The sequence below is a fragment of the Sorangiineae bacterium MSr12523 genome (genome assembly GCA_037157775.1).
Taxonomy (GTDB): domain Bacteria; phylum Myxococcota_A; class Polyangia; order Polyangiales; family Polyangiaceae; genus Pendulispora; species Pendulispora brunnea.
This window is the reverse complement of sequence record CP089982.1, coordinates 5,398,476-5,417,683: the sequence shown is the minus strand read 5'-3', so window position 1 is coordinate 5,417,683 and position 19,208 is coordinate 5,398,476. Positions and strand designations below refer to the sequence as shown.

The following is a 19,208-nucleotide window of genomic DNA, read 5'->3' as shown; positions in this document are numbered from 1 at the left end:
AGACTCGCGGCGTGGCGTGGTAACTTCGAGCGATGGTTCTCCGCTCCTTCTTGCTTACGTTGCTCGGTGCCGCCGTCTCGTCGTTCGCGTTGTCCACGCTGTCCGCGTGCAGCTCGAACGACGATTCGTCGGATCCGTCCCCGGACGCAGGCAATGGAAGCAACACGTTCCCGCGCACCGTTCCCATTTCCCTCGAGACGCAACTCGATCCGGCGAAGAAGTACCGCTTCGGGGTCATTTGGGCGCAGCTCGCCGGGGGCGATCCGGATCCCCTCCCCGAGGTTGCCATCGATGTGCCCTTCGATTTGGCATCGACCAGCATCACCTTCGATGCGCCGCCCTTGCCCAGCGAGGCCAATTTCTTCTGCGAGCGCTCCTGCGACGACGAGGCCAAGTGCCCCTGTCTGCCGGCCTCGAAATACCGCATCGCCTACGGGGCCATGGTCCTCGTGCTCGATGCCGATCAGAATGGGAAGATCGAGCTCGACTACGCGGGCACCGGTGGCGCGGGCAAGGACCAGATTGCGCTTTTCGGATACGCCGCCTTCGTGCACAGCCCGAATGGCAATGACGTGCTACCGCCGGTGAAGGACGGCGTTCCGCTCATCGATGGCGCGGTCCAACAAGGAACCGCGCTCTATCGTGCCTTCAAGAAGACGGATGAATTCGATCGACTGACCCGATTCATCAACGGCGACACGCTGGAGTTCCGCGCGAAGGCCCCCAGCGTGACGTAATCCGATATTACGGAGACCAGTAGGCTCGCCGCGACGATGACGCGACACGGGCCGGCGGGTCGATTTGAATACCGAGCAAGGTGCCGACGTTGGTCATGGCATAGGCGCGGTTGCCGAAGGCCGCCGGTGTCTGCGCCACGCCCGTGCCCATGTCGAAGCCGTCGATCACGCGGCCGTTGCGCGGCGATAGAAGAAAGAGCCCATAGCGCGTGGTGCCTACGAGCAGCGCGCCGGCGACTTGCACGGGCGCGGTAACGCCGCCCTCGGGCACGTCGTTGCGCCACACCATTTTTCCGGTCGCCGGGTCGAGTCCCCAGAGGCCCGTGGTGCCGCTCGACGCAAGGAGCAGCTTGCGCGCGGGCACCGTGGGACCGTCGCGATCGGGACCGTTGGGATCGGGCGCGTGCGCCGGTTCGTTGAAGAGCGTGAGATCCGTCACACCGCGCGCCTGATCGTTCACCCAGACGCGCGAGCCCGTCTCCGCATCCAGCGCAAAGACGCCGCCCGCGTAGCTCGCCACGTACACGACGTTGCCCGAGCCTGGGATCTCGTTGGGCACCGGCGTCGTGTCCACGTCGAGGTAACGCGGCACCTCGCCCGCGCTCGTGTTCTGCTCGGCCTCGGCGGACAGGTCGACGGGCGTCCACTTTTCACTGCCATCGCGCGCGTCATAGGCCACGACGTGGCCGTCCGAGTACGCGAGGTAAACCTTGCCGTTCGCGAGCGCCGGACCCGCGTAACCCGCGATCTCCATGCCGAGCGCCGACGTGCGCTGGGCTTGCCACTTCCTCTTTCCGGTGCGGCGATCGACCGCGAAGAGCTGGTCCGCGCCGTTGGCGAAGTAGAGCATCTCGCCATTGCGCACGGGCCGGCGGGCCACCTCGGCGCCGGTGAAATAGCGCCACACGAGCGAACCATCGAAGGCGCGCACCGCGTAAAGCGCACCGTCGTGCGAGCCGAAGTACACGAGGTCGAGCTCCGGATCGTACAGCGACTCGCATTGCACGACGCCGAGTGTCTCGAAGCGCCAGATGGTGCTGCCATCTCCGGCGCGCAGCGCGTAGAAGCCGCGATCCGCCGTGCCCAGGAAGATGCGGCCGTGGGCGGCATCGATCTCCGTGCGGCCGCGTTCCCAGTCTTCACCCGTCGTGCGCCCGGTCGCGGTGAGCGAGCGTTTGAGCAACACGGACATGGTGTTGGCCGGGCGGCGGTACCAAAGCGGAACCTCCGGGCTGACGCGATCGTTGGCGGTCTCGGACGTTGCGCAGCCGGCGCCCATCGCCAGCAATCCAAAGGCTGCCAGCGCGGTTCGTTTCCAAGCTCTCACTGAGGTGCGCCTCCACCTTTCTGCTGGGCCTTGCGCATCGCTTCCTGGATGGCGCGAATCTGCGCCTCCGTGGGCTTGTTGCCACCGAACGCGCCGAGCGGCGTCTTCGGCGGGAGCGCGGTGGGATCGAGCGCGCGCAGCCGATCTTCGACGAGCTGCTGCAGCGCCGGAAACACCTTGCCCTCGCCGGGTTTGCTCAGGCGCTCGTTCAGCGTCTTCAGCAGCTCCTTGGCCTTGTCCTTGTCACCCTTGTCCTGGGAAACGCGGGCCTGGTGGTAGATGCCGAACTCCTTGAAGCCCTCGATGTCCGTATTTTCCAGCTCGTGAAAGCGCTTGAGCGCTTCGTCCTGCCACTTCGTCTTTTCGTCGCCGGACGCGGCTTGCGCCTTCAGCTCGTACGCAAAGCCGAGGCCCTCGAGGGCGCGGCCGCGCACTTCCGGATCGACCTTGGCCAGCGGCGAATTCTGCGCATCGTTGAAGGCGGCGATGGCGCCCTCGGGATCCTGCTTGTCGAGGAGGAGCGAGCCCTCACCCAGGCGGGCCAGGAACGCGGCGCCGGTGCCCGCGTACTTCGTCTCGATCTCGCGGTACTTGTTGAGCGCGGAATCACGCCGCTCGACCGCCGTCTTGAAGATGGGGCGCGGATCCTTGGGGCGATCCGGATCGTTGTCTTCCTTGGCCGGATCGCCAATGCGTCCGCGTTCGTCGGCCACGGCGGCGGCCAGGGCCACGGAGGCATTGTTCTCGCGCTTGTCTTGCATGTACGCATAGACGCCGAAGCCGATACCGACAACGGCCACGGCGGCGGCGATGATGCCCACGCCTTTTTGGTTCTTCTTGACCCACTTGGAGAACTCGGCCGTCTTCTCGATGAGCGGATCGGCGTCCACCGCGGTCGCGACGGAGCGCTTGGGCCCGGGCGCCTTGGTGCCAATCTTGGCGAGGCGCTTGGACGCCGCAGCCTCGAGCCCCGTCTTCTTCTTGCCCTTCTTGGCCTCGCGCTGCAAGCGACGGCGTTCGGCGAGCTTTTCCTCTTCGGCGCGGGCGATGCGCTCGATGGCGTCTTCCTCGCCGAGGGCGGCCACGCGTCGGGCGATGGCTTCTTGGGTCGCGGCCTGGTCTTCCTCGTCCTCGTCGTCCTCGTCGCCTTGCTCGTCCGGATTTTCCGCCTTCTCGGCTTCCTCGAGCTTCTCGGCTTCCTCGACAGCAGGCGATTCGGGGGCGGCGGGGCTTTCCGGGTGGGTGCCCTCGGCTTGGTCCTTCGCTTCCGACGTCTTCTCTTCTTCTTTGGGATTCTCGGCCACGGTCTCGCCTCCGATGCGCGGACTACCTTTACTGCGAGATGATACGATTCGAATCAAAATCCGCGCCTAAGTCGAACCGCGGCAGCGGAATACTCCCGGCGAGGCCGGCTTCTTGCCGTCGAGGGTATTATTGCCCGGAATCCGCGGGGTCAACGCTTCCGGCATCCCATGGTTCCGGAGGAGGCGGCTCAATCTCTTCGGTATGCGGCAAAAGCCAGAGCGCCCGGATGCCACCGGGGGCGGCAAGCTGGAGGTGGATTCGGGGCAATTCCAGAGCTTCGGGCCCCAGCTCCAGGACGCGAAGGGCGCCTTCGCCCGAGGCGGAGGACACCGGCCGCCCCTCGGCGGTGCCCTGGACGGTGTCGCCCTCTTTTTCGAGGAGCACCAGCAAGCGCAACGGCGCAGCGCGCTTCTGCCGCGGCGTCGGCAAGATCAGCGCGACCTCGGGGCTCGGGGCGCCGCCTTTCGCGGATGGGGACACCCAGCCTCCGTGGGCTTCGTCGAGGATCTTCGCCTCGATGGCAAACCCCAGGGCCTCGGGCATGGGCTCGGGCAACCCGGCGAAGCGCAGAAGCGGCGCGCGCATTTCCTCGCGCGAGGCGCCCAGGGCGAGAAGCGCCCGGGCCAAATGCGGGCGCGTGGGAACGTAGCGCTCGGTGGCGAACGCCGCCAACAAGGCCGGCCGGGCCGAAGGCTCCCCGATGGCGGCCAGCGCATCGGCGATGAATGGCCGCAACCGCACGTCGCCCAGCGCCCGCACCAAGGGCAAAACGGCATTGTGATCGCGCAGCTTGGCGAAGGCGGCGAGCAACTCCTTGGCGCGCTCGAAATCGAGCTTCATCTCGCGCTCGCCGCTGCTTTCGTTCCACCAGGCGAGCAGCTCCGAGAGCCCACGCGCATCGCCCCGCTCCGCGAAGGCCAGCGCCGCCCGGCGCTTCCACTCCAAGGGCGACTTGAGCGCATCCTCGGCCGCGTGGGAGGGAGGTTCGCCCAGCCGGACCAACGCCAGCGCGCAACCCGCGCGAACCTGGGGATCCTCCGCAGTGGAGAGCGCCCGCTGCAGCGCCGGTGCCGTCGCCGGCGCGCGCAGATCGAAGAGCACCTCGGCCGCCTTGCGGCGCACATCGAGCCGCACGTCATCGAGAAGCATGGCCACATCGGCTGCGGCCTCCACATCGCCCTGCGTTCCGCGGCGAAGCGCCTCGGGCCAACCTTGCGCCTCCCCGCGTTCCAGGCGGCCGTGCTCGCGCGCAATGGCCGACGTCAATTGACGGAGCTCCTTCACCGTCTCCGGGTGGGCCGCGCCCACGTCGTGCTCCTCGTGCGGATCGCTCTTCGCGTCGTACAGAGTGCACGCCCCGGCTTTGCGCGCGCACACGAGGCGGTCCTGACCGCGCGCCAGCAGGGTAAAATGGTCGGTTTCCACGAAGGCCAGGCCACCCGCGGCGGCTTCCGGGGACGGCCGATCGGCGATCAAAGCGCCCAGATCGCGTCCGCGCAGGCGGGCCGGCCGGGGGATCCCCAGCGCCGACAAGGTCGTGGGGAGCAGATCGATGGTCTGCACCACCGACGCGACCCGTTTCGGGCTGCCCGCACCGGCCACGATCAGCGGCACGCGCACTTGCTCGTCGTACACGGTGGTGCCGTGGTAGCGACCGCCGTGCTCGCCGAATTCCTCCCCGTGGTCCGCGGTGAGCATCACGACGGCGTTGGGGCGCTTCTCGCGCACGCGCGCCAAGATTTTCCCGATGCCCGCATCCGCGGCGGCGACCTCGCTGTCGTAGCGATCGCGGTCCGTCAGGGCATCCGGCGAGCCAAATGGGTGCTCGGGGTGCATCACGTAGGGCTCGTGCGGCTCGAAGAGATGCACCCACAGAAAGAGCGGCTTTGAAGGCTGCGCGCCGCGCTCGAGGTAGCGCCCCACCTGGTCGGCGCGTTCGTCGGCGGTGGAGAACTCGACGCGGCGGTACTCGAAGTCCAGACCGGATTTCTCGAACGTCGTAAAGCGCGAGGCGTCGATGAAGAACACGGCCGGCGGATAGAACGCCGCGGTGAGGTGCCCGTACTGCCGCATCAACTTGGCCCACGTTTCCGAATCCTCGCCGAGCCCGACGAGGAGCAGCGGGCGCATGTACTTGCCCGTCATCATCGACGTGATCGAGTACGACGTGTGCGGTGTGGGACAGTACGCCGACTCGAAGAGCGTGCCCCCCGCGGCCAATTTGTCGATGTTCGGGGTGGTCGGCCGATCGTAACCGTAGGCGCCCACGTGGTCCGCCCGAAGCGCGTCCACGGAGATGAGCACGATGTCGCGCCCGGTCCAATCCAGGGCACGCGGAACCTGCCCCGTTTGCGCCGTGACCAGCTTCGCGCTGGTCACGCTATCGAGGCTCGCCGGGCCATCGCCGCCGTCCAGATCCTCGGCCGGCGGCGCAATGGCCGCCGCAAGCAGCACGGCGCGCCCCATCAGCGGAGCATGCTCCAGCAGCACCACGCGCAAATTGTCCACGGTCGCGAGCCGCTTCGCCGCCCAGGGCGTGACCAGCGCACAGGCCAGCGCGAACGCCAGCACGACGGTGCCCGTCCGCCAGAAATCCCACACGAGCCGCGCCACGAAGGCCGCCGAGGCGAGCATCAGCACGAAGAGCCCGAGGTGGAACGCCGGATAAAGCCGCGGCAGCACGAAGGCGTCCGCCGCCCAGAAAAGGACTGCACCCACCGCACCCGCGGCCGCGAAAGCACGGGGCGCCCGCGCTGCGAGCGCGACGAGCCGCGGCGCCGCCAGGTACGACGCAACGCCCCCGAGAAGCGTGAGGAGCGCCACGAACGGTGCCCGGACGGCGAGACTCTCCATGTGCCGTCCGCCGGAGACGCCGATGGCCACCGCCGCCGAGGCCAGCCCGGCGAACACGCCGCAAGCCACGCGCGCGGCGTGATCGATGACGCTGTTGCGCGCGAGCTCGGCGAAGAGGTACGCGAGCACCGCGCCCGGCAGCAGCATGGCAAGCGCAATCGGGCTGACGAAGTTGCGCGCCGCGCCCATCTCCCACGTGCCCACGAACAGCGCGCGGTAGCCGAAACCCACCGCCACGTGCTCGACGACCAAGAGCGCGATCCACGCCAGCAAGATGGCCCCGATGCGAGGCAGCGCCGCCTTTCGGGCAAAGGTCCATGCCGCGTTCATCCGGCCTCCTCGCGCACGGCCATGGCCAGCCCGAGCCGCCGAACGGCGCGGGCCAAGTACGGGTGCTTCTCCAGCTTGGGATCGCGCGCGAAGAGATCGCGCGCATCGGCCTCGATGCGATCGAGCCACGGAGGCGGCCGCGTGGGATCCAAGTAGCGCAACTCCTCTTCCACCCCCGATTGACGCGTGCCCCCGAGCTCACCGGCGCCGCGCAGCTCCAGATCGGCCCGCGCGACATCGGCGCCATCGGAAAGGCGGCAGATGGCCTCCAGCCGGCGCTTGGCCTCGCCCTCGAGCGGTTCGTCGTGCAGGAGAACGCACGTGCCCGGTTGCGCGCCGCGGCCCACGCGCCCGCGCATCTGATGAAGCTGCGCCAGGCCGAATCGCTCGGCGCCGTCGATGATGATGATCGTCGCCTCCGGCACATCGAGCCCCACCTCCACGACGGTGGTGCCGACCAACACGGACGCTTCACCGCGACGGAACGCGCGCATCGCCGCCGCTTTCTCGTCGGGTCGCATCCCTCCATGAACCAGGGCTACGGTGTGCGGCGCAAGCGCCTTCGCCAGCTCGTCCGCGCGCACGACGGCCGCGCTCGATGGATCGCCCGCGGGATCGTCGGGATCGACCTCGATGCGGGGCGAGACGAAAAAGGCCCGTTCCCCGCGCGCACACCGGTCGCGCAGCCGCTCGATGATCTTTGCCATCCCGGCGCGCGGCCACGTGCGGGTCGTCACCGGCGGGCGCCCCATCGGCCGTTCCTCGAGCCGCGATGTCGCCAGCTCACCGCGCAAAGCCAGGGCCAGAGTCCGCGGGATGGGCGTCGCGCTCACCGTGAGCAAATGCGGCCGCTCCTTGCGCTCCTTGCCTTTGCCCACGAGGGCCAAGCGCTGGGCAACCCCGAGACGGTGCTGTTCGTCCACCACGACGAGGCCCAACCTCGCAAATTGCAGATCCTGCGACAAAAGCGCATGCGTTCCCACGACGATGTGCACATCGCCCCGCGCCACGCGCTCCGCAAGCCGGCGTCGCGCCGTGGCGGGCGTTGCAGCGGTCACCAGCGCGAGCATGCCCTTGGTGGCGCGCACCAAAGGCTGCGCTGCATCGAGGTACTGCTCTGCGAGCACCCCGGTCGGCGCCAAAATGGCGACCTGAGCCCCTGCCGCCACGCATTGCGCGGCCGCCGCCAGCAACACCGCCGTCTTCCCGGTTCCCACGTCACCGAGCAACAGCCGCCGCATCGGCGCCGTTCCCGCCAAGTCCTCGCCGATCTCCGCGATGGCGCGCTCTTGGGACGCGGTCAGCTCGAAGCCCAATTCCGCGCGGAGCCGCGCGAGCACGGTCTCGTCGCGCGCCAGCGGCCGCGCGCCACCTTGCGGCCCTTGCTCCTCCGCACCAAGACGCGCCCACACGTGGGCCAACGCTTCCGTCCATGCCAGGCGCTCCCCCAGGCACGCGAGAACCTCCGCCGAAGCCGGCTCCTCGAGCACGCCCCCTCGCCCATGAACCGCGCGCATCGCCGGCTCGAGCGCCGGCATCTTCTCACGCGCCGCGATCGACGGCGGCACCGGATCCGGCACGGCGTCGCCCTCCAGCGCCGCGGCGATCGCTTTGCGCACGGCCCCTTCGGAGATGCCCAACCGCGGATAGCGCGCCCTCACGGTGCGCGCGCCCGGAACATCCATCGCGAAGTCGGGATGCGCCATCACGCGCTTTTCCGGGTTCACGCGGCCCGTCAGAAGACAAAACTCCCCCACCTTGGCCGCCGCCACGACGGCGTGCGCCATGAAGAACCACCACGCCGTCAGGGTCGGCTTCTTGCTTCTTCCTCTCCCCCCTCTCGATCCCGATCCCCCTCCCGATTCTTTCTTTTCTTCTTCATCTTCCACGATGACGCGAACCCCACGCCGGCCGCGCAAGAACACGGGCCCGGCCGACTTCACCCGCCCGCGCACGCACACACGGCTTGCGGGATCGCCCGCCAGCGCCTCCGCGACGCTCGAAGGATGGCGCCCATCGTCGAACGCGATCGGCAACGTCCACACGAGATCGCCAGCACACGTCACCCCTTGCTCCGCGAGAACCTTCGCGGAGCTGGGGCCAATTCCCGGAAGCCTCTCGACCGGATCGCTCCAGGAGAGTTGAGCGGCACTCATTCGGGCCTTACGGCGCTCATTGCAACGATAAGAAATTCAGCAAGTACTTACTTAAACGAGACTTCCAGGATCTCGTAGGTGCGGTCGCCGCCGGGCATGCGAACTTTGACCTCGTCCCCCACCTCTTTTCCAAGAAGGGAGCGCGCCAGCGGACTCGTGACGCTGATGGTGCCCTGGGCGAGATCGGCCTCGTCGGCGCCGAGAATGCGGTATTGCACCTCCTCATCGGTCGTCAGATTCGACAATTTCACCGTGGCGCCGAAGGCAACCTTGTCGCCGGACAGCTTGGCGGGATCGATCACCTCGGCGAGGGCGAGCTTGGCTTCGAGCTCCTTGACGCGGCCCTCGATGAACGACTGTTTCTCGCGCGCGGCGTGGTACTCCGCGTTTTCACTGAGATCTCCATGTTCTCGCGCCGTGGCGATGGCCTGGATGATCTTCGGCCGCTCCACGCTCTTGAGGTTATGGAGTTCGTCACGCAGCCTTACATAGCCCTCGGGGGTTATCGGGTTCTTTTCCACGGCGAGAGGTTTACCATAGGTCTATGGCCAGTTGCCGCCCGAGCAGGTAAAGGTCAAATAGCTGGAGGGGAACCATGGCCATCATCGGTGCGCACCCCGAACGGGGAATTCGCTTCATCCTGGAACGGGACGCCCGTCTGCCGCCCGACGATGTCGCACGCGCGGAACGTGCGGAAGCAACCGGTATTCCCGAGGCCCCGGAGTCCTTTTCGAACATCCCCGTTGCATCGCGTCCCGCCAGCGTACGCCGCATCGAGATTGCCCCCACGCAAGCCTACGCACCCCCGTACCGCTACGAAGGGTTCGCGTTCACGGCCAAAGAGAAGCACCGCCTCGTGGTCAACGTTCTAGCCGACGGGACCGTCGACATCGGGGGCGATGCGCCCGATGACATCCAGGACAAGACCCGTCTTTTGATGCGTATGTTCGTCCGGCACGCCGAAAGCGAAGGAACCGCCCCCCCGAGGCGGATCCTGCGCTGGCGTCCAGATGCCTGAACGCGGTAAACGTGGGGCCGGCATCATGTCGCGTCTCCTCCAATCTACCTTCTTCACCTTAATTCTTGGCGCCACCACCCTCGGCCTCACCGGCTGCCCGGTCCCCGAGTCGAAGACCGGCCTCTCCTACGCCGCCAACGCAGAGCGCGACTACAACAAGGCGCTGGACGAGTTCAAAGCGCACAATTGGCTGCAGGCGCAGGCCCTCTTCCGCGAGGTGAAACGCAAGTACGCCTATTCGCGGTATGCCCCGCTCGCCGAGCTCCGCATCGCCGATGCCGACTTCGAGCAGGACAAGCTGGGGGAGGCCATTCGCGGCTACAAGCAATTCGTGCACGACCACCGCTCGCTCACCGCGGAGGTGGGCTACGCGCGCTCCCGCATCGCCGAGGCGCAGTACAATCAGATCAGCGATTCCTTTCTGCTGCCCGCCAGCGAAGAACGCGATCAGGTCGCCACCCTCGAATCGTATCGCGAGCTCAAAAGCTTCCTTCAGGACTACCCCGAGGCGAAGGAGAGCCCGCGCATTTGCGATTTGCTCGAAAAGGTCACCATCAAGCTGGTCGGCCACGAGCTGAGCGTCGGCCGCTTCTACCTGGCGAAGAACAACTTCGAGGCCACCGTCGGCCGTGTGCAGTACGCCATCCGAAACTTCGGGGGCGAGCTCGCCTGCCGCCACACCACACCCGATCCGCTGCAGAAAGGCGAGCCGAGCGAGCTTCGCACGGAGTTCGGCCTCATCCCGGAAGCGCTGCTCTTGCTCGGCGAGACGTACCTCAAAATGCGAAAATGGACCGAGGCGCGCGAGGCCTTCAACACGCTCAAAAAGCGTTACCCGGAGAGCGCGCTGGTTCTGCAGGCGGACAATTTTCTGGAATTCATGAAGGCTCGAGGAGTCTAAAACCATGAGCGTCGGCGGATCATCGGGACAACCACTGACGGCCGATTCGGGGGCCCCCGGAGCCAAGACCGTCCTCGTCGTCGACGACGAGAAAAACATCCGCCGCGCCCTCGAGTTGGTGCTCGCCGGCGAAGGCTACCGCGTGCTCCTGGCCGAAACGGCGGGCCAAGCGCTGCGCATCTTGGCGAGCCCGGAATCGCCGGTGGACTTGGCCATTTTCGACGTGAAGCTGCCCGACATGAGCGGGCTCGAAGCGCTCGAACGCCTCCGCCGCGACGAGGCCACGAAGGACTTGCCGGTGGTGGTCATCAGCGGCCATGCCACGGTGAACGACGCGGTGCAGGCCATCAAGCTGGGTGCGAGCGACTTCTTCGAGAAGCCGCTGGCCCGCGAGCGCGTCCTGGTCAGCGTCAAGAACGTGCTCGACGCGGCGCAAACCCGCCGCGCCTTGGCCGAGGTCACGCGCCTGCAGTCGCAGCGCTACGAGATGATCGGGCAGAGCCCCGCGATGGGTCGTCTGTTCCACGACATCGAGAAGGTGGCGCCGACCAAGGCGAGCGTGCTCATCACGGGCGAAAGCGGGACGGGCAAAGAGCTCATCTCCCGCGCCATCCACCGACTCAGCCCCCGCACCGACGGGCCGTTCGTGAAGGTGAATTGCGCGGCCATCCCGCGCGAACTCATCGAGAGCGAGCTATTCGGCCACGAGCGCGGCGCCTTCACCGGCGCCCAGGCGCGCAAGCGCGGCTTCTTCGAGCAGGCGCACGGCGGGACCTTGTTCCTCGACGAAATTGGCGACATGGACCTGGTCGCGCAGGCCAAGGTGCTCCGCGCGCTGCAGTCGGGTGAAATCTCCCGCGTGGGCAGCGAGCACGTGATGCACGTCGACGTGCGCGTTCTCGCGGCGACGAACAAGGATCTCTCCAAGGCGGTCGAGCGTCAGACCTTCCGCGAGGACCTCTTCTTCCGACTCAACGTGTTCCCCATCCGCAGCCCGGCGCTGCGCGAGCGCGTGGAGGACATTCCGCTCTTGGCCGAGGCGTTCATGGAGGCCTTCGCGCGGGAGAACGGCACGAAGAAAAAGCCGATCGACCCCGAGGTGGTGAAGGCGCTCATCGCACGCAAGTGGCCCGGCAACGTGCGCGAGCTGAAAAACGTGGTCGAGCGCATGGCCATTCTGTCCGGCGACCGCGTCACCATCGCCGATCTACCCGAGGACCCGCACGAGAGCCCCTTCGGCGAGGAGGACGAGCGCGATGCACCGGGCACGGAGAGCCCGTCGATCCTCCCCTCCCCGCCCGACGGCGACCACGACGAAGGCACCCTCTCGAGCCCCCCCGCCCCAGGTACCTACATGACCTTGCGCGAATTCCGCGAGTTCTCCGAGCGCAAGTACATCGTCGACACCTTGAAGCTCACCGGCTGGAACATCTCACGCACCGCGGTCATCCTCGGCGTCGAGCGCACGAACCTCCACAAAAAAATCCGCGCCTTCTCCATCAAGCGCGGCGAGGGCTAACGGCTCGAGAGGATTGAACAGGGAGGCGGGGAGGCGGGGAGTTTTTTTGGTTCCCGATCGGGCCAATGGGCCAACTGGAAACCCCAAAAAAGCCTTCTGTGCCGCCCTTGCCGTCAGTCCTCCCCGCCTCCCCGCCTCCCTGTGAATCTTCTTCTGGGAGCTACCTCGACTCGCTCGACGCAGGGTCCGAGGGGGGGTCGGTGAGTTTTTCGTGGACCATCACCGCGGTGGCGACGCCGACGAGGGCGACGATGGCGAGAATCAGGGCGGCGTTGCCGCGCCATTGGGCGCGGACGTCGAGGTCGGTCATCGATGGGCGGCCGATGCGCGTCAGCGCCGCGCCCACGTGCTCGCCCGTGACCACCGACAGGGCGCGGTAGCCGCCGGACGGGATGGGCTTTTCGGCAAACGAGAGCTTCGGCCGGCGCCCCTGCATGGCGCGGCGCACGTCACCGAGCATCGCGTAGGCGCTCTCGTAGCGATCGTCCGGATTGGGGTTGAGCGCGTGGTTCAAAATGGCAAGCGTCGCTTTGGAGATGTGCGGCAGCTCGTTCAGTAGGTTCTGCGACGTCCGCTCGCCCTTGGGCGATCGCTTGCAAAGTGCAAAGTACATGCATGCGCCGACGGACCACACGTCGCCTGCCTCGGTGGCGCGTCCGCCGGTCCAGCTCGTCCGCTCGGGCGCGGTGTACGGGCCCGCGCGCATTTCGGACACGCGATCGCGGACCTCGGCGTGGCTCGCGCGGTTCGATGGGCGATCGATGCCCACCGATGGGGTCATCGCAAAGTCACAAAGGCGGACGGACCCTTTGGGCGTGAGCAACAAGTTGTGCGGCGTGAGCGCGCCGTGCGTGAGGCCATGCGCGTGCGCCATCTCGAGCGCATCGAGCAGCTGCTCCGCCATACGCAGCACTTCTTTCTCGGTGATGTCACGCTCGGCCGCAACCTCCGCGAGCGATTGTGCATCGAGCCACGGCCGTATCACGAACGGCGCACCGCTCTCGTCCGTACCGTCTTGCAGGATCGGCACCACGCGGGGATGGTGAAAGCGATTCGCTGCGTAGACGGCGCGCAGGAAGAGGTTGTGCGCGTCCCTTTCGGGGATGGTGCACAGCTTGAGCACAGCGTGCTGCCCCTTGTCGTCGTAGACCTCGTAGGCTGCGGAGACCGGGCCAACGCCGAGCAACCGAACCAGACGCCACCCCCGGATCGTGCTCCCAACGAGCGGTATCTCGCCCATGACGCAGTTCAATACATTGAACGATAACAATCGTTCGTGCGGCCTCAATGCCGTGCGCAAAAAAAAGGTTACTCAAGCATTTTAGCGCGACCGCGAATCCACGCCTGCGATGCGGTGCGGGTCGGAGCGAAGCGCAACCGACTCACCACGCGCCCTCGATCAGGATGCGGCGCCCATCGAGCGCACTTCGGCGCACACGAACGATGCGCTTGAGGCGAGAGTCTCGGGCGATGTTTGGACCACCCCGCAAGCGCAGTGCGAAGTTGGTATTCGCAATATTGAATTTCGCGAAGGGTGACATCGAAACAACGGCGCACGTCGCACCTGGACGAGGGCGCGCGCGCGATGATACGAGTGCTTTCGCAGGTTTGCGTCGGGGCGCCGCACACGCGCGCAACAGGACCGTCGGGAGGGCTTTTCGTCATGCAGGCATTCAGGTTGCCGGATTTCTATATGCCGTATCCAGCGCGTCTCAACCCGAACCTGGAGAGGGCGCGCGAGCACAGCACGGCGTGGGCACGGCAGCTGGGCATGCTCGATGCGCCCAAGCCCGGGGGCGGCGTCGTCTGGACCGAAGAGGACTTGCTCAAGCACGACTACGGGATCATGTGCGCGTATACCCATCCCGACTGCGACGGGCCTGCGCTCGACTTGATCACCGATTGGTACGTCTGGGTCTTCTTCTTCGACGACCATTTTCTCGAGCACTTCAAGCACTCCCGGGACATCGCCGGCGCACAAGCCTACCTCGCCCAGCTCGAGCGCTTCATGACCCGCGGCAAGGACGAATCGCCCGAGCCAACCAACCCCGCCGAGGCCGGGCTGAAAGATCTCTGGGCGCGCACCACACCGGCGATGTCCGATGCATGGCGCGACCGCTTCATCACGAGCACCCACAATCTCATGGTCGAGTCGATGTGGGAGCTCATCAACATCGACATCGGTCGCATCGCCAACCCCATCGAGTACATGCACATGCGCCGCAGGGTCGGCGGCGCGCCCTGGTCGGCGAACCTCGTGGAATACGCGGTGGGGGCGGAGATCCCGGCCAACCTCGCGGGCACGCGGCCGATGGAGGTGCTCTCCGACGCCTTCGCGGATGCCGTGCACCTTCGAAACGACTTGTTCTCGTACCAGCGCGAGGTGCAGCAGGAGGGCGAAAACTCCAATGCCGTGCTCGTGTTCGAACGCTTCTTCGAGTGCTCGACGCAGGAAGCCGCGGATCGGGTGAACGATCTTCTGACCTCGCGCCTGCAACAATTCGAGAACACCGCCCTCACGGAGGTGCCCGGTCTGTTCGTGGAGCACGCGGTCCCGGCGAACGCGCAGCTTGGCGTCGCGGCGTACGTGAAAGGCCTTCAAGATTGGCAATCGGGTGGCCACGAGTGGCACGCGCGCTCGAGCCGCTACATGAACGAGAGCCTGCAGGCTTCGTCCGGGCCCACCCTGCCTGGCCCCACCGGCATCGGCATCTCGGCGAGTCAGTTGTCGTTCGGCCCAGGCCTCCGGGGGCACGCCCGCCAGCATTCGCACAAGCCGCTGCAGCCCGTCGGGCACCTCCAGCTGCCCGAGCTCTACATGCCCTTCCCCATCCAAACCAGCCAACACCTGGCAGCGGCACGTCGTTACTCGGTGGGATGGGCGCAGAGCATGGGCCTCTTCGAGGCGGTGCCGGGCCTGGAGCGCGGCATCTGGGACGAGCGGCGCTTTCTCGGATTGGATCTCGCGCACTGCGCGGCGATGATCCACGCCAAGGGCACGCGCGAGCAGGTTTTCCTCTCGACGGACTGGCTCTCGTGGGGGACCTACGCGGACGATTTCTACCCGCAGGTCTTCGGTGTGCCGCGCAACCACGCCGGGGCCAAGGCCTGCAACGACCGGCTCGCGCTGTTCATGCCGCTCGATGCCAGTGCCACCCCCGAGCCGACGAACCCGCTGGAACGCGGCCTCGGCAACCTATGGCATCGCACCGCAGGTCCGATGAGCGCGGCGGCGCGCAAGGTGTTCCGCCAGTCCATCGAGGACATGCTGGCGAGCTGGCTCTGGGAGCTCGCCAACCAGGCGCAGAACCGCATCCCCGATCCGATCGACTACGTCGAAATGCGCCGCAAGACGTTTGGCTCGGATCTGACCCTGTCCCTCGAGCGCCTGGCCCACTTCGACGTGATCCCCGAGGAGATTCGCCACACGCGCGTGTTGCGCGAACTCGAGACGGCGGCGCAAGACTACGCCTGCTTCACCAACGACTTGTTCTCGTACCAAAAGGAAATGGAGTTCGAGGGCGAGGTGCACAACATCGTTCTCGTGGTGGAGAACTTTCTCGACGTGGACCGCTGGAAGGCGCGCGACATCGTGGTGCGCTTGATGAAAGAGCGCATGAAGCAATTCGAGCACGTCGTCAAAAACGATCTGCCGGCCTTGTTCGAAGACTTCAAGCTCGATGCGCCTCTGCGAGCACTGCTTCAGCGCCATGCGGACCATCTCAAGTCCTGGATGGCCGGCATCCTGGAGTGGCACCGCCACTGCGTGCGCTACACCGAGGTGGATCTCCGCCGCGTTTACCGCTCCAAGCCCGAAGCACCGAAGAAAGGCTTCGCGTTCCTCCCCTCCGGCCTGGGCAGCGCGGCCGTGCGCATCCCGCGCCCCACGCCGACGAGTTAAGCTTCGGGGGCCACGGAAACGCCGACGAAGAGCAGCTGCCCGTGGGTCTGATCGGACACGGGCACCTGCACGACGATGCCCTTTTCGAGCGCCTCGCGCAGGTAGCCGGCGTGCACGTCCACGTCGCCAATGGGTTCGTCGCTGCCGATGTCGTCGCGATCGACGAGGTGAACACGAAGCCGCGTGGCATCGGAAAGGCGCACGTGCCGCCACTCGGCGGACGACCACGCGGGGGTCAAGGTATCGCTCCCGCAACCCGTGAGCGGGCGGCGCACCCCCGTGAGCTCGGCCCAGCCCGCAGGATCGGGCTTTTCGAACGGCGCAAGCACCTCCCCCGTCATATGCGCGGCGATGATCGCGGTACCCGTCTCGCCCCCGGCCTCGCGGGTGACGCCGGCCACGAGGTTGGGCAGCACGGTCAGCGCATCCCAACGCGTGCCATCGAACTTCGCCGGCCCGACCGTGGCACCAACCAGCGCCACCCGAACGAAGAGAGGCTCAGGCCGCTCGGGCTCCGAACTGCAGCCGCCGACCCCCAGCGCCAAAGCCGACAAAAAGACGATCGCCGTTCGCACCCTCGAGAGACGTGCGAACGGCGAAAAAGATTCTCAGCTCGGCTTCGAATCGCCTAGAGCGACAAACAGTTCGACGGACCGAGGATTTCAAGGAGTTTCTAGCAGCGCGAGGCGCTCCGACGATAACTGCTCTTGCCAATTCGAGGAGGAGCAACGAAGCGATGCGACGAAAATCCGCAGAAAGCCGACGGGAGTCGAATTGTTTGTCGCTCTAATAGCAGGCCGGCCCGTACCCGCTGTTGATCTGCGGGCTGGGAAGCGCCAGGGTCACGGGCGGTTCGTCCAACTTGGCCGCGTTTCGCACCACCAGTCCGCCGTACGAGATGGAGTAGGCGTAATCTTCCAGGAAGATGCCGCGGCGAACACCGGGTTGGTAATACCCGCCGCAGTAGCCCTGCCCATGCTGCTGCGCCACGAGCGGCGACTGATCGAGGCTCGTCAACTTGGTGATGCCCGTGTTCACGTCGACCTTGAAGAGCTCGAGGGTGCTCGTCGTGGTGCCCGTGTACGATCCGTAATTGTAGTACGGGAACGCGAGAAGCTTCTTGTCCGCGAAGTACGTGAACGCCTTGTGATCGTACTCCGCTTCGCTGGATCCATACGTGCCGCTTTCGAACGTAAAGCGATGCTTCAGCACCGGGTTGGCGCCGTCCGCCACGTCGAAGATCTGCAATTGCAACGCACGCGCCCTGCCCTGTTGGTCGCCATCGCGCCCGATGGTGAGGATGTGCCGATCGTCGATGGGGTGCATGTACTCGCTGAAGCCCGGAATCTTGAGCGCAGCCAGCACCTTGGGATTCTGCGGCGACGACAAGTCGAACACGAACAGCGGATCGACGCGGCGAAACGTCACCACGTACCCGCGCGAGCCGACGAAGCGCACGCTGTAGATCGACTCGTTCGGGGCCAGGTTTTCCACCTTGCCCGCTGGCAGAAGAAGCCCGTCCTTTTGCTGGAGCACGGCGAGCTGATTCATCGCGGTGGGCCATTGGTTGGTCTGCGAATCGGGTGTGGGCTCGCCGTTCGCATCGAGGGTGGCCCTGGGCCAGAAATACCGGCCCTTCCCATCGATGTACGTGCGCGACTCCGTCGTGGCGACGCGCAGGTAGCCATCTTGGTCATCGAGCGAGAACTGATCCTTGATGGCTCCTTTGACCGTGCCGGATGCTTGGTAATTTGGGAACTTCGCATCCGTCTTGAATTCGAATTTGTGAATGTGCGTGCGCGCCGACGAAATGGCCCTCACCGGCAGCGCGGGCTGCTCGCCCCACGGCACACTCCCCGATCGCCACGCGAAGGAAGGCCAGCTCCACGCGCGCGCAGCGAGGTACAACGTATCGGTCCCGCCGTAAACCGTATCGGCGCGGCCGAGGATCGCGGTCTCTTTGGGGACCGCATGGGGATCGTTCAAATCGAGGGAAACCACCTCGGAAACGCCGCTTTCCGTGCTTCCCACGGTGGGCACGTAGAAGTCCTCGCACGCCACGCTTTGCGCCTTCGTCCCCTCGGCGCTCTTCACGAAGGTGTACGGCAAATAATCCGCCAAGGTGCTCGCATCGATGATGGCCTCGTTGTCCGCGCGAATCTGCTGGAGCACCGCAATTTGCTCGGGGATCGTCTTCGGATAATTGCTTTGGCCTTGCGCCGTCGGCGGAACCAAATCGTAATAGCTGTATTTGAGTCGCGGGCCATACGCGTACCCCTGCAGCACGGTGCGCACGTGCGGGCCCACGCGGCGTGCATCGAGGTAGCTTCCCTCGAAGTAGACCTCGCGTGCCACCTTGGGCGTCGTCCCCTCGAGGGCGAGCACCGTCATCTTGGTGAGCGGCACGTAGGGCGTGCTGGAGCCTCCGCCCTGCGCAGGAGCCCCGGCCACGTCCGTTGCGCGCCCATCGCCGGCGAAGCCGTAGCCATAGTAGTTGGGCATGCGATTCTTCGGCGACACGCCGGCGGCGGTGAACACATCGACGCCGTTCACGTACGAGTAAATCACCACCTTGCCGTCGGCCACGAACATCTCGGACGGGTTGCCTTCGATGTCGAACGTGGAGGACTCCTTCAATTCCTTGGAAGGCCACGCATTCAGCACTTTGAAGGCGCGCCCGTGAAGGATGTAGATGTACTTGCCATCGTTCTTGACGAAGTCCGCTTCGTCGACGCCCTTCACCTGCGTGTTCGTCTGCGAGTAGGACTTGGCCGATTCACCGCCGCGGCCTCCCCCGGCGCCGCCGGCGTCCGTCGGGGCACCGTTCGAGCCCGAGTCCATGCCCACGCCGCCGGAGCCGTTGCAGTCCGTGAGCAAGCAGCGCTGGAGCGATGCAATCTGCTGGTCGATGGATTTCTCCATCTTCAGGCGCGTGTCGCGTTTCAAGTCGTCGAGGAGATCGCCGCATCCCTGCGCGCGGTGAAGGGAGGCGTTGATCTCGCCCGTCTCCTCCTCCGCCTGGCCCCCCGAGCTACTTCCGCAACCGCCGATGGTCAGCGAGCCGGCTGCTGCGAAACAAGCCGTCCAAAAAAGCGAATGGGTCTTCCTCATGGCCCACCCTTTCAGCAAGCGGTGAGCCACGAACAAATTTTACGCAACCA

At 66.1% G+C, this 19,208-nt stretch carries 13 protein-coding genes; 5 read left to right on the top strand and 8 right to left on the bottom strand.

Going from position 1 to position 19,208, the window contains the following annotated elements; all coding sequences use genetic code 11:
- The first annotated feature begins 32 nt into the window (after positions 1-32).
- The gene (locus LZC95_20815; protein ID WXA99252.1) at positions 33-737 is read left to right on the top strand and encodes a hypothetical protein; all 705 of its coding nucleotides are present in this window, start codon (positions 33-35) and stop codon (positions 735-737) included.
- Positions 738-744: 7 nt separating this feature from the next.
- Here LZC95_20815 and LZC95_20810 read toward each other — a convergent pair whose 3' ends face one another.
- The 5 genes from LZC95_20810 to greA all read right to left on the bottom strand — a co-directional run bounded on the left by LZC95_20810 (position 745) and on the right by greA (position 9,229).
- On the bottom strand, positions 745-2,064 hold the full coding sequence (locus LZC95_20810; GenBank protein ID WXA99251.1) for a PQQ-binding-like beta-propeller repeat protein: 1,320 nt from the start codon (positions 2,062-2,064) through the stop codon (positions 745-747).
- On the bottom strand, positions 2,061-3,368 hold the full coding sequence (locus LZC95_20805) for a hypothetical protein (protein WXA99250.1): 1,308 nt from the start codon (positions 3,366-3,368) through the stop codon (positions 2,061-2,063). Before LZC95_20805 ends, LZC95_20810 begins: the two co-directional genes overlap by 4 nt.
- Before the next feature lie 127 nt (positions 3,369-3,495).
- Positions 3,496-6,552 carry a sulfatase-like hydrolase/transferase gene (locus tag LZC95_20800; protein ID WXA99249.1) on the bottom strand — a complete coding sequence of 1,019 codons (3,057 nt, stop codon included), beginning with the start codon at positions 6,550-6,552 and terminating at the stop codon, positions 3,496-3,498.
- On the bottom strand, positions 6,549-8,708 hold the full coding sequence (locus LZC95_20795) for a DEAD/DEAH box helicase (protein WXA99248.1): 2,160 nt from the start codon (positions 8,706-8,708) through the stop codon (positions 6,549-6,551). The genes LZC95_20800 and LZC95_20795 overlap by 4 nt, the downstream gene beginning before the upstream one ends.
- Positions 8,709-8,755: 47 nt before the next feature.
- A complete protein-coding gene (gene greA / locus LZC95_20790; GenBank protein WXA99247.1) occupies positions 8,756-9,229 on the bottom strand; it encodes a transcription elongation factor GreA in 474 nt (157 codons plus the stop codon).
- Between the two features lie 74 nt (positions 9,230-9,303).
- Between greA and LZC95_20785 the strand changes: the two genes are divergently transcribed.
- From LZC95_20785 to LZC95_20775, 3 genes are read left to right on the top strand one after another with little or no spacing between them, the layout of a single operon-like run.
- Positions 9,304-9,726, top strand: coding sequence for a hypothetical protein (locus LZC95_20785; GenBank protein WXA99246.1), 423 nt, complete (start codon positions 9,304-9,306; stop codon positions 9,724-9,726).
- Between the two features lie 25 nt (positions 9,727-9,751).
- Positions 9,752-10,627, top strand: a complete 876-nt coding sequence (gene bamD / locus LZC95_20780) for an outer membrane protein assembly factor BamD (GenBank protein ID WXA99245.1) — start codon at positions 9,752-9,754, stop codon at positions 10,625-10,627.
- A 4-nt stretch (positions 10,628-10,631) separates the two neighbouring features.
- On the top strand, positions 10,632-12,146 hold the full coding sequence (locus tag LZC95_20775) for a sigma-54 dependent transcriptional regulator (GenBank protein WXA99244.1): 1,515 nt from the start codon (positions 10,632-10,634) through the stop codon (positions 12,144-12,146).
- Between the two features lie 160 nt (positions 12,147-12,306).
- Here the strand turns inward: LZC95_20775 and LZC95_20770 are convergent, their stop codons facing one another.
- The gene (locus LZC95_20770) at positions 12,307-13,386 is read right to left on the bottom strand and encodes a serine/threonine protein kinase (GenBank protein ID WXA99243.1); all 1,080 of its coding nucleotides are present in this window, start codon (positions 13,384-13,386) and stop codon (positions 12,307-12,309) included.
- A gap of 423 nt (positions 13,387-13,809) precedes the next feature.
- On the opposite strand from LZC95_20770, the gene LZC95_20765 reads away from it, so the two are divergent.
- Positions 13,810-16,047, top strand: coding sequence for a germacradienol/geosmin synthase (locus LZC95_20765; protein WXA99242.1), 2,238 nt, complete (start codon positions 13,810-13,812; stop codon positions 16,045-16,047).
- Here the strand turns inward: LZC95_20765 and LZC95_20760 are convergent.
- Positions 16,044-16,622: a hypothetical protein gene (locus LZC95_20760; GenBank protein ID WXA99241.1), complete on the bottom strand. Its 579-nt coding sequence runs from the start codon at positions 16,620-16,622 to the stop codon at positions 16,044-16,046. The two genes, LZC95_20765 and LZC95_20760, sit on opposite strands and share 4 nt — an antisense overlap.
- 211 nt (positions 16,623-16,833) lie before the next feature.
- Positions 16,834-19,158, bottom strand: coding sequence for a beta-propeller domain-containing protein (locus LZC95_20755; protein WXA99240.1), 2,325 nt, complete (start codon positions 19,156-19,158; stop codon positions 16,834-16,836).
- Positions 19,159-19,208: the final 50 nt, after the last annotated feature.